The organism is Rhodococcus chondri, from assembly GCF_036327435.1.
In the GTDB taxonomy this organism is placed as follows: domain Bacteria; phylum Actinomycetota; class Actinomycetes; order Mycobacteriales; family Mycobacteriaceae; genus Rhodococcus; species Rhodococcus chondri.
The window spans coordinates 24,439-35,102 of the sequence record NZ_JAUZMZ010000037.1 but is presented as its reverse complement, the minus strand read 5'-3'; the positions used below and the strand labels follow the sequence as shown (position 1 = coordinate 35,102).

The following is a 10,664-nucleotide window of genomic DNA, read 5'->3' as shown; positions in this document are numbered from 1 at the left end:
CCTCTTGGTCGACGAGGCCTTCCGGCATCACAAGGCGCTCGGTGCAGGCGGTGAAACGGTGACGGATCCAGGCGAGATCGGACCGGCGCTCAACCGCGCTTTCTCGTCGAATATGCCGTACGTCCTCAACGTCCTCACCGACACGAACATCGCCTATCCACGGACAACCACCGGAGTGTGAAAAGCCCGTAAATAACAACTGGCCGCAGCGAGAAATATCAGCTGCGACCAGAGGTAACGAAAGAATAACTTGGGGTTTCCGAACTTGAAACCCCAAGTCCCGGTGAACTCCGTCACACGGTGCCACGCTCCCAGGCTCGGTGTGCGCCGAGCAACTGAAGCATCTGTTCCACCACCGCCTTCGCGTCTCCCGCCGTCACCACACCCGGCGCCGTGTTGTCGGCGAGAAGGGCCGTTCCGGCACCCCACGCACCGAGCGCCTTGTGATGCCGGAAGGCCTCGTCGACCAAGAGGCGGACCCGCGGATCGGTGGGAGCCGCCGCGAGGACGACGGCGTCGAACTCCACCGACCGGGCCGTGAGGAAAGTACGCGAGATCGGCACCGCTCCTCCGAGCATGCCGCCGTGTGGCGCGATGACGAGGGGCACCACCTTCGCCGCGTCCAGCGCCTGCACCGCCGCCTGCAACTCCCCGACGTCGACGCTGTCGTCGGCGACGATGCCGACGATCCTTCCGTCGACCGGCCACGTCGAGCCGATCTGCGACAGCGCCGGGCTCGGCGTCGGATCGGACAGCGGGATGGTCGGCTCCGGGACGGGCAGGCCGAGACCGGCAGCGACCGTCGCACACAGATCGGGGTCGATGTTCGCCAGTTCCTGCAGGCCGCGTTCCTTGATGGCCTGCTCGTAGCACTTACCGAGCTCGAAGGTGTACGCCTCGGCGACGTGCGCCTTCTCGACCTCCGACAGGCTGATGTAGAACAGCCGGACCTGCGAGAAGTGGTCGTCGAACGTGCGCGACGCCGCCCGTTCCTTCTGTGCCGGCGGCAGCTCCACCGGGAAGTCGATGAACGCGCCCTCTTCCACGCCGGCCGCGAACGGGCACCCGGCGTCGAGCGAATTCGGTTTGTACGGCGCCACGCCGGTGTGCACTGCGTGCTGGTGGAAGCCGTCGCGCAGCATGTCGTTGACGGGCGCGTGGGTGCGGTTGATCGGAATCTGCGCGAAGTTCGGACCGCCGAGCCGGGTGATCTGCGTATCGAGATAGGAGAAGAGCCGGCCCTGCAGCAGCGGGTCGTCGGTGACGTCGATGCCGGGCACGAGATGGCCGGGATGGAAGGCAACCTGCTCGGTCTCGGCGAAGAAATTGGTGGGATTCGCGTTGAGCACCATTGTGCCGATGACCTGCACGGGCGCGAGTTCCTCCGGAACGATCTTGGTGGGATCCAGGAGATCGATACCCTCGAAGGTCTGCTCGGGGTTGTCGGGGAAAACCTGCACACCGAGATCCCACTCGGGGTACGCGCCGGACTCGATGGCGTCGGCGAGGTCGCGGCGGTGGTAGTCGGGGTCGAACCCGTTGATCAGCTGGGCTTCTTCCCAGACGACGGAATGCACGCCGAGGCGGGGCTTCCAGTGGAACTTGACCAGCGACGTCCCGCCGTCGGCGTTGATCAGCCGGAAGGTGTGGACGCCGAAGCCCTCCATCATCCGGAACGACCGGGGGATACCGCGGTCGGACATGTTCCACATCGTGTGCGCGGCGGCTTCGGTGTGGAGGGTGACGAAATCCCAGAAGGTGTCGTGCGCGCTCTGCGCTTGCGGGATCTCCCGATCCGGGTGGGGCTTGGCCGCATGGACGACATCGGGGAACTTGATGGCGTCCTGGATGAAGAAGACCGGAATGTTGTTGCCGACCAGGTCGTACGTGCCTTCTTCGGTGTAGAACTTGGTGGCGAAACCACGTGTGTCCCGCACGGCGTCGGCCGATCCTCTCGAACCGAGCACCGTCGAGAACCGCACGAAAACAGGTGTTTCCACGCCCTTCTGCAAGAACTGCGCCCGCGTGATGGTCGAGGCCGCACCATTGGCGCGGAACACACCGTGCGCTGCGGCGCCGCGCGCATGCACCACCCGCTCCGGGATCCGCTCGTGGTCGAAATGGGTGATCTTCTCGCGAAAGTGGTGATCCTGGAGCAGTGTGGGGCCGCGACGTCCCGCTTTGAGGGAATGGTCGGTATCGGTCAGCCGGGCCCCCTGCGCGGTGGTGACGTACTGCCCCTGCTGCGCACGCTTGCGCTCGGCATCGACGGGCGCCGCGGTGGCCGTGACGCCTGCCGGCTCGGACTGGTCCGGCTTCGCGTCGGGCGCGTCCACAGGGGTGGTGGGTTCCTCGAACTGCGGAGTGGTCGACGACGGGACGCCCGGCACCTTGGGAGGCTTGGCCATTTGCTGCTCCGATCCGTAGATTGCGTTGGCCATCGACTACCCACCCGGATCGCACACAAACACCGTCGTCAGCGGATCCCGTCCCACAGAGCACGCAATTCTGCATCGGGATCGTCCGTCGTTCCGCTGTCGAGGCCGAACGTCATCTCGGTCCGGTTGTCGCCGTATCGGCTCCAGCCCGGCCGGCCGGTGCTGGCGAACGCGACCCACGCCTGGTGCATCCGCTCAGCGAGCTCCTGGGGCGGCTTCGGGCCCGCCAGCGCCGAACTCTCCCGCACCCGCAGATTGTCGAAGACGAAACCGATCTCGAGCGCATGGGTGGCGCCGAGTCTGCCGTCGTATTCTGTTGTCGGCCAGTCGAATCGGTACACGTAGGTGGGGATGTCCAGAGCCCAGCGCGCCTCGGCCACGCGCAGCGCCGGGATCCGGAACATCCGGTCGCGCAGGACGTCCATCAGCAGTTGCCCCGGTGTCGCATCGGGACGGGCCGCCCGATAGGCGACGAGGGCCGCATCGACGTCCAACCCGTGCACGCCGATCATCATGCGCAGCAGGTTGTCGTCGATGGCGCCGTCCACCCCGAACGGCACGAAGAACAGGGTGAACTCGTCGGTGTTGGTACCGATGAGGACATCGACATCGGCGGAGGCACCGTCGGCGATCCGGTCGATGGGTCGCGCGGTGAGCACCTCCCCGTCGATACAGGGCGCGAACGCCCTCGAATCGGCAGCGCTCTCACCCCATGTCTCGGGGTTCGGATCGGCCCGGATCCGTTCGACCAGAGCCTCCTGGGCACCGACCAGTTCTTCGGGGGTGACGGATGCGAATCCGGCTCGGCTCGGCTCGACCTCGAGCGACTCGGCGAGTGCGGCGGCGACCCGCCGCGCGGTGTCGGCGGCCATCACGGCATGTCCGGCGCCGCTCTGCGCAATAGCCCGGCGGAACAACCCTTCGGCGGCAGGCATCGCCAGCAGCGTCAGGACGCTCATCGCACCGGCCGACTCACCGGCGATCGTCACCAGGTCCGGATTTCCACCGAATGCCGCGATGTTGTCGCGGACCCATTGCAGCGCGGCGACCTGATCGAGCAGACCACGGTTCGCCGGAGCGTCCTCCAGCAGCGCGAACCCCGGTGCGCCGAGCCGGTAGTTGATGCTCACGAAGACGAGGCCGTCGCGCGCGAAGTTGCTGCCGTCGTAGAGGGATACGGCACTGCTGCCGTGGACGAACGCGCCACCGTGGATCCACACGAGCACCGGCAGGGATGCCGCGAAATCCGGAGTCCACACGTTGAGGTTGAGGAAGTCCTCGCCGGGAATCACCGGGTCGGGCAGCAGCTGGTCGAGCGGCGACCGGTACGGGGGTTTCGGAGCGGTAGGCCCGTACTGCGTCGCCTCGCGCACCCCGTCCCATGCCGGCACCGGCGCCGGCGCGGCGAACCGCAGGTCTCCGACCGGAGCCGCCGCATAGGGAATTCCCTTGAATGCGGCAACTCCGCCGGATACAACTCCACGCACACGGCCGCGGCCGGTCTGAACGACGGGTTCCATCGACTCTCCTCATGCTCGCTTCGGCTCGCTCCGATTCGAGTCGTCAGCATTCCACGAGGAGAACCCCTCAGCGGGCAAATCCGGCAGTCAGAAGTCCTCGTTGATGCAAGCGAGGCGGTCGCCTGCGGTGCCGGCCTCCCCGGGGCCGGTCTTGGTGCGCTGCGCGTGGATCACGACCGAGTTGGCTTCGTCGTCCCGGAACTCCCAGTCGACGGTCGCCGACGCCTGCGCGTCACCGTTTCCGTCGGTGGTGATGTCGAGCCAGACTTCGTTCTGCGGGTTGGCGTAGGCCGGGTCGGTGGACGGCGATTCGGGAGTGGCGGCCGGGTCGAGCTCGTTCTGGTAATGCGGCCCCGCATCGGACGGGTTCGGGCCGCAGGGCCTGGTGTGCACATGGACACCGAAGTCGCGGTTCGGTGCGAGGCCCGTCGCGGTGAACGTGACGGTGGTGCGGCCGTCCTCTTCCTCGGACTCGACATCGACCGACGAACCGACGGGGACGGCGGCCTCGTCGTAGGTGAAGGCGTCACCGTCGTCACCCGGCAACCCGAACGCGTCGCCGCTCATTCCGGGTGCCGGGGTGGGGGCATCCGTGGACTCGACGGTGGTAGGTGGCGTTTCGACGGTGGCCGCGTCGTCGGTGGCCGTGTCGTTGCCGCAGGCTGCGACGACGAGGGCGGTCAGGGATACTCCGGCAATCAGGGAAGCTCTGCGTGTGTTCATGAATTGGACATACCCCTCCGCGGAGGGTTCAGTCGCCGTCAGTCCTTGCCGGTCGCGGCGATGATCGCGGCGAGCGCTTCCTCGATGTCGGCTTCGGCCTTCGCCTTGTCGATGCCGGCGCCGGTGAGCAGTCCCGTGCCGTTCTCGAGTTCGAGCAGGGCCAGCAGGATGTGTTCGGTGCCGATGTAGTTGTGGCCGAGACGCAGCGCTTCGCGGAAGGTCAGTTCGAGGGCCTTGCGCGATTGCGCGTCGTACGGGATGAGTTCCGGTACCGCCTTCACCCGTACGGGCAGGGCTTCCGTCGCGGCGCGGCGGACGGTATCGAGGTCGATGCCCTGCGCGACGATCGTCTGGGCGGCGAGTCCTGCCGGGTCGGCGAGCAGACCGAGCACGAGGTGCGCCGGGGTGATCTCTTCGTTTCCGGCGGCGCGGGCTTCGTTCATCGACGCCATCACCACGTTCTTCGCGCGGGGTGTGAAGCGGGCGAACCCCTCGTTCGGGTCCATATCCACTTCGTTCTTGGGAACGAACCGTTTCTGGGCGGCCTGTTTGGAGACGCCCATGCTGTTGCCGATCTCCGACCAGGACGCACCGGAGCGGCGGGCCTGGTCGACGAAGTGGCCGATGAGGTGGTCGGCCACGTCACCGAGGTGATCGGCGGCGACCACCGCGTCCTGCAATTGGTCGAGGACGTCCGTGCGCGCGTTCTTGATGGCGTCGATGAGGTCGTCGAGGCGGATCGGGTGGGTGGGGCGAGTTGGTTCCGTCATGCGTCAACCATAGGTTGACGGAACGCAGCCGTCAATCATTGGTTGACGCATTGGGGAAATCAGAAAAGCGGCCCGCCGCCGAAAATTTCTCGATGCGAATCCGGTTGGTTGCCTTCGACATCCACGATGCCGTAGTCCGCCGCCGTCTCGGCGGTGATGAAGGTGTGGCCGCTGCGCTCGTTCACTTCCGGATCATCGGCGAGCGCCACCACGACGCGGCCGATGAACTCCGGGGTCTCGGCGTTGGCCAGTGAGAAACCTTCGAAGCTGTCGATGCCGCGCGCCAGCATGGCCTCGTTCTTCACCAGTCCCGGCCACAGCGACAACGTCGTCACACCGGTTCCACGAAGATCCACGGCCATGTCGGCGGCCATCTTGTCCAGCCCGGCCTTCGACATGCCGTACAGCACCGAATGCAGGTACCCGCGGGTTCCGAACGACGAGATGTTGACGATCATCCCGCTCCTGCGCGGCACCATCAAACGGGCCGCGTCGACGGAGGCCACATAGTGGGCACGTAACCCGACACCGATGAGGCTGTCCCAGTCGCTGATCGGGCGCTCGAAGAACGGTTCGGTGAAACCGGCGAAGCCGGGCGGACTTGCCCACACGTTGTTCACGAGCAGGTCGAGCCGGGCGTTCTGTTCGTCGGCGATGCGCCGGAAGAGCGCATGGATCTGCGCGTCGTCGCGGTGATCGCATTGCACTGCTATGCCGTGCCCGCCGCGCTCGGTGACGGCCGCAGCCGTCGCGTCGAGAGGTCCGTCGACGCCGACGGGTCCCCGAGCGGTGACGTAGACTGTCCAGCCGTCCGATCCCAGTGCGCAGGCGATGCCCTTCCCGACGCTCCGACTTGCCCCGGTGACGAGAGCTACCTTGCGTTCGTCCATGCTACTGAACCACTTTCACATCGTCGGTCAGGGCGCGTTCGATCGACCACAGCGTCTTCACATGACACTTGGCGATCTTCCATTCGCCGTCCTCGACCACGTACGCGTCGTCGTAGTCGAGGGCGGTTACCCGTTCGGTACGGGCACGGAGGTCCACCTGCCGGAACCGCAATGTCCAGGCACCGGTCGCGGTGCCCGGGCCGGTGATGCGGATGCTCGGGTGCATGCCGTGATGCATGTCGAGGATGACGTACCCGTCGCCGGCGCGCTGGAGAGCGATACGGGAGTAGACGTCGACGAGACCGTCCGCGCCGTCGAAACCGCCGAGCGCGGGTCCGTAGAAGATGTCGGCGCCCGCGGCGACGAAACACGCGCGCATCGCCGCGGGATCCTTCCCGTCGCAGGCGCGGAAATAGCGGTGTTTGAGCATCTTGATGTCCTCGAGTGCTTCGAGGCGGGCCAATCGCTCTTCGACGGTCGACATGTTCGGCTCCTTCTTGCCGGGTGTGTTCCGGACATTAGCGTCGGCCCAACTTCCCGGGCTACCGGACATCCCGGCCGACGGGATCTCTCCGTCCCGGGCCGAGCACCGTCAACCGACCGGTCCGCGAGCAAGTGGGGGCCCGACTTCGGCGAGCCCGATCAGGGATTGCGGCAAAGGTCCCCGATGCAGCACACCGAGACGCTGGGTGGCGCGAGTGAGGGCGACGTAGAGGTCCGCCGCACCGCGTGGTCCGCCGGCGATGATGCGTTCCGGCTCCACGACCAGGACGGCGTCGTACTCCAGTCCCTTCGTCTCCGACGGTGCCACCGCCCCCGGCACATCGGGCGGTCCGATCACGACGCTCGTGCCTTCACGGCCCGCTTCGTCCCGCACGAAATGTTCGACGGCACGAGGTAGCTCGTCTTCGGTAACTCGTTCGGACCACGGCAGGACGCCACATGCGCGCACCGACTCCGGCGGCGCGGCATCAGGAGCGAACTCGCGGAGCAATGCTGCGGCAACCGTCATGATCTCGGCGGGGGTGCGGTAATTCACCGTCAGTGACCGGTAGGCCCATCGACCGGGTACGTACCGTTCGAACACCGCACTCCACGAAGTTGCTCCGGCCACCGACCGCCGCTGGGCGAGATCCCCCACCACCGTGAACGACCGGCTCGGGCAGCGCCGCATCAGCACCCGCCACTCCATCTCCGACAGCTCCTGGGCTTCGTCGACCACCACGTGCCGGTACGTCCAATCACGATCCGCAGCGGCACGCTCCACCAATGTACGGGTGTCGTGTTCGCCGAAACGCTCCGCCAGATCCTCGGCGTAGAGCAGGTCCTGGGCAAACAGGTGGTCGTCGTCGTCCATGTGGTCCTCGCGGCCGACCATGAGATCCAGCACACCCGCGGCGTACACGGCCTCGTCCTTCCGCTCCCGCTCGCGCGTACCGTCGGCCGGCCTGTCACCGCCGAGCAGGTCCACCAACTCGTCGAGCAAGGGCACATCCGATACTGTCCAGGCGATGCCGTCGGGCCGAAAGAGCGACCGGTCGGCGCCTGCCGCGTGGAGTCGTTCCGGCGACGTGAACAGCTGTGCCAACAGTCTTTCCGGTGTCAGTATCGGCCAAAGGCCGTCGAGGGCGGCCGTGAACCTGTCGTCGTTCGCCAACTCGTCGAGTAGATCCGACCGCAGCTGTTCCCATGCTTCACGGTCCGCCCGGGTGAGCCAGCCTCGGCCGATCCGGCCTATCGCCCGCTCGGTGAGCGCCCACGTGAGGACGTCGCGAAACACCGCACGAGCCTCGTTGTGCGGTCGCCTACTCGTGCGCGCCTCGTCGCGTGCCCATTCCGCGATCTCCGCGTCGATGCGGACCGTGACGTCGGCGAGATCGATCAGCAGCGGCTGTTCCGGCAGTCGCTGCAGATCCGCGATTGCCGCCGCGAGTACGTCCAGGATCTTCAGCGAGCCCTTGGCCTGCGCGACCGCCGGTGTGTCCTCGGCGGTGATGCGCAGCCCCGGCACGAGGTCGCCCGTGGTCATGAACACCACGTCGGACTCCCCCAGCGATGGAAGCACACGACCGATGTGGTTGAGGAACGCCGAATTGGGTCCGACGACGAGCACACCGTGTCGCTCGATCCGCTCACGCCAGGTGTAGAGCAGATACGCGACACGGTGCAGCGCGACCACGGTCTTCCCGGTGCCCGGGCCACCCTCGATCACCACCACCCCCGGGTGGTCCAGCCGGATGATTTCGTCCTGCTCGGCCTGGATCGTCGCCACGATGTCGCGCATTCCGTCACCGCGCGGCGCATCGACCGCCGCGAGCAGGGCGGCGTCCCCGTGGCTCCCTCGCTCGCTGTCGCCGGGGCGACCGAGAACCTCATCGGTGAAGTCGAGTAGATCTCTTCCGTGACAATGAAATTGACGGCGCCGACGCATGTTCTCCGGTCTGGCCGAGGTAGCGACATAGAACGGACGCGCCGCCGGCGCACGCCAATCGAGCAACAACGGCTCGTAGTCGCGCTCCTCGTCGAACAGCCCGATGCGGCCGATGTAGGAATGTTCCCCCGTAAGCGAATCCAACCGGCCGAAGCACAGTCCGTTGTCGGCCACATCCAGCCGCTTCACCGCCTCGGCCAGTGCACGTGCCTCGAAGTCACGATCCATCGCAGTCCCGTCGTGGCCTCGCAACGTCGCGCTGTATTTCTCCTTCGCTCGTGCACGCTCGCCATCGAGCCTTGCGTAGAGGGCCGACACGTAGCCCTGCTCGGACCGCAATTCATCCTCGTACCTCTGCGCAGACATGTGTCCCTCACTGTTACCGGCCGACCGTTTCCGCAGGTCGAAGCTTGCGAACAGTGATTCTGAGGGTCACCCGTGGCCTTGCCGCAAGCCCCCCGGTGCGCTATAGATTGAAAGTGGAGGGACGCGACGTGTGCCCGAGGAAGCGGCACGTCACGGCACACCGGAGGGGTTTCGAATCAGTCCGGCGACAGAAACCCCTCGAGTACCCGGCGCAGCACGGACTCGAACAGGTCGACCGGCTGATCCAGGCCACTATCCCGAATCTCAAGTGCTGCCGCAAGATTGGGATGACCACCATCGTGAGCAGTCTTGTGCAGAAAGAGCGCCTGGGCCACCCGGCGTTCCTGGCTTGCCATTCCCGCACCGATTTCGGCGCGGGCGAACTGCTGGACGAGCGTGTTCAATATTGCGACTGCCTGCAGTTTGACGGGACCGGGCACTTCGACGGGCGCCATGGCGCGGAGGGCATACTCGAGAAAATCGATGCTCCGAGGTCCCGCACGCATGGGTTCGACCGGAAAATCGAGTAGCCACGGGTATCTCACGTGGACGTTCTTCGCCCGGGTCGCCAACCCGGTGAGGTCGTCGATCGGCTTGCCGCGCAGTGGGATGTCGAGGTCGATCTCACCGGCAACAGCATCGACCATCAGGTCGAGCACGTCGTCCCGGCCCGAGACGTAGCGGTAGAGCGCCGACTGGCTCACACCGAGCTTCTGCGCAATCCGGCGGGTGGAGACGGCGGGCAAACCGCCGTCGTCGGCCAGTTCGATTGCAGCTGCCGCGACGTCGTTCCTGGTGTGAGACGGAGCCGGACCGCGCCTGCCGTCGACGCGTTCCCATACTGTCGGGTGCACTTTCCCGGACTGCGTCACTCGTCAGACCCCCTGTTCGTCGCGCCCTGTCATGAACTATCCCAAAACTGAGTTCATCGAACGCACTTTAAGGAGGTTTCAGCATGCCGAACGGTCGACTGTGGGAACCGCGCCGCTGGGCGCAGAACGGGGCAGTGCGCCTCGCGTTCGATCGATTCCGGCCGGAACGCGGGGAACCGCTGCTGATCGCCACCGGGTTGGGTGTCGACCGGTACGCGGTTCCCACCGGATTCTGCGAGCAACTGGCCGAGCAAGGTTTCGCTGTCGCGCGTTACGACCAGCGCGACGGGGGTGAATCGACGCATCTACCGCCGACGGCTGTGCGAAACCCGATCACTGCGATGCTGACCCGACGTGGCGACGCATACACCGCCGAAGACGTCGCGGACGACGCGATCGCGGTGCTCGACGAATTGGGTTGGACTTCAGCACATATGGTCGGGGTCTCCCTCGGCGGCGCGGTCGCCCAGCGCATCGCCCTTCGGCACCCCGGCCGAGTCCGTTCCCTCACGTCGATCGCCGCCGTCCCGGGCGATGTCACCGGATTGCGCACCCTGCGTTACATCCGGTTGGGCACGCTCGCCAAGTTCGCCCGACTGAAGTTCCCCGATACCCGTGAGGGTGCGATCGAAGCGGTGTCACGGTAGCGCAACT

10 protein-coding genes are annotated in these 10,664 nt (G+C 66.3%); 2 read left to right on the top strand and 8 right to left on the bottom strand.

The features are described 5' to 3' along the window. The coding region (locus tag Q8814_RS09215) for a hypothetical protein (RefSeq protein ID WP_330151705.1) at positions 1 to 181 on the top strand (181 nt) is incomplete at its 5' end. A 112-nt stretch (positions 182 to 293) separates the two neighbouring features. Here Q8814_RS09215 and Q8814_RS09210 read toward each other — a convergent pair. The 8 genes from Q8814_RS09210 to Q8814_RS09175 form a co-directional block, all read right to left on the bottom strand. Further along, positions 294 to 2,441 carry a catalase gene (locus Q8814_RS09210; RefSeq protein ID WP_408015867.1) on the bottom strand — a complete coding sequence of 716 codons (2,148 nt, stop codon included), beginning with the start codon at positions 2,439 to 2,441 and terminating at the stop codon, positions 294 to 296. A 35-nt stretch (positions 2,442 to 2,476) separates the two neighbouring features. Continuing rightward, positions 2,477 to 3,958: a carboxylesterase/lipase family protein gene (locus Q8814_RS09205; RefSeq protein WP_330151704.1), complete on the bottom strand. Its 1,482-nt coding sequence runs from the start codon at positions 3,956 to 3,958 to the stop codon at positions 2,477 to 2,479. A gap of 87 nt (positions 3,959 to 4,045) precedes the next feature. Then, positions 4,046 to 4,681: a superoxide dismutase family protein gene (locus tag Q8814_RS09200; RefSeq protein ID WP_330151703.1), complete on the bottom strand. Its 636-nt coding sequence runs from the start codon at positions 4,679 to 4,681 to the stop codon at positions 4,046 to 4,048. A 38-nt stretch (positions 4,682 to 4,719) separates the two neighbouring features. Then, positions 4,720 to 5,451, bottom strand: coding sequence for a Clp protease N-terminal domain-containing protein (locus tag Q8814_RS09195; protein ID WP_330151702.1), 732 nt, complete (start codon positions 5,449 to 5,451; stop codon positions 4,720 to 4,722). A gap of 59 nt (positions 5,452 to 5,510) precedes the next feature. After that, positions 5,511 to 6,341 (bottom strand): SDR family NAD(P)-dependent oxidoreductase, encoded by an 831-nt coding sequence (locus Q8814_RS09190; RefSeq protein WP_330151701.1) that lies wholly within the window; start codon positions 6,339 to 6,341, stop codon positions 5,511 to 5,513. Between the two features lies 1 nt (position 6,342). Beyond that, positions 6,343 to 6,825, bottom strand: coding sequence for a nuclear transport factor 2 family protein (locus Q8814_RS09185; RefSeq protein WP_330151700.1), 483 nt, complete (start codon positions 6,823 to 6,825; stop codon positions 6,343 to 6,345). 108 nt (positions 6,826 to 6,933) lie between these two features. Next, complete coding sequence (gene helR, locus Q8814_RS09180) at positions 6,934 to 9,138, bottom strand: RNA polymerase recycling motor ATPase HelR (RefSeq protein WP_330151699.1); 2,205 nt, start codon at positions 9,136 to 9,138, stop codon at positions 6,934 to 6,936. Positions 9,139 to 9,314: 176 nt separating this feature from the next. After that, positions 9,315 to 9,992 carry a TetR/AcrR family transcriptional regulator gene (locus tag Q8814_RS09175; RefSeq protein WP_330151698.1) on the bottom strand — a complete coding sequence of 226 codons (678 nt, stop codon included), beginning with the start codon at positions 9,990 to 9,992 and terminating at the stop codon, positions 9,315 to 9,317. 101 nt (positions 9,993 to 10,093) lie between these two features. Here Q8814_RS09175 and Q8814_RS09170 point away from each other — a divergent pair, with 101 nt between their 5' ends. Next, positions 10,094 to 10,657, top strand: a complete 564-nt coding sequence (locus Q8814_RS09170) for an alpha/beta fold hydrolase (protein ID WP_330151697.1) — start codon at positions 10,094 to 10,096, stop codon at positions 10,655 to 10,657. The last annotated feature ends 7 nt before the right edge of the window (positions 10,658 to 10,664 follow it).

What these genes read in the sequence shown, in the direction of transcription:
- Q8814_RS09195 (WP_330151702.1), bottom strand. Translation starts at nt 5,451, where the DNA reads ATGACGGAACCAACTCGCCCCACCCACCCGATCCGCCTCGACGACCTC.
- Q8814_RS09190 (WP_330151701.1), bottom strand. Translation starts at nt 6,341, where the DNA reads ATGGACGAACGCAAGGTAGCTCTCGTCACCGGGGCAAGTCGGAGCGTC.
- Q8814_RS09210 (WP_408015867.1), bottom strand. Translation starts at nt 2,441, where the DNA reads ATGGCCAACGCAATCTACGGATCGGAGCAGCAAATGGCCAAGCCTCCC.
- Q8814_RS09205 (WP_330151704.1), bottom strand. Translation starts at nt 3,958, where the DNA reads ATGGAACCCGTCGTTCAGACCGGCCGCGGCCGTGTGCGTGGAGTTGTA.
- Q8814_RS09200 (WP_330151703.1), bottom strand. Translation starts at nt 4,681, where the DNA reads ATGAACACACGCAGAGCTTCCCTGATTGCCGGAGTATCCCTGACCGCC.
- helR (WP_330151699.1), bottom strand. Translation starts at nt 9,138, where the DNA reads ATGTCTGCGCAGAGGTACGAGGATGAATTGCGGTCCGAGCAGGGCTAC.
- Q8814_RS09170 (WP_330151697.1), top strand. Translation starts at nt 10,094, where the DNA reads ATGCCGAACGGTCGACTGTGGGAACCGCGCCGCTGGGCGCAGAACGGG.
- Q8814_RS09185 (WP_330151700.1), bottom strand. Translation starts at nt 6,825, where the DNA reads ATGTCGACCGTCGAAGAGCGATTGGCCCGCCTCGAAGCACTCGAGGAC.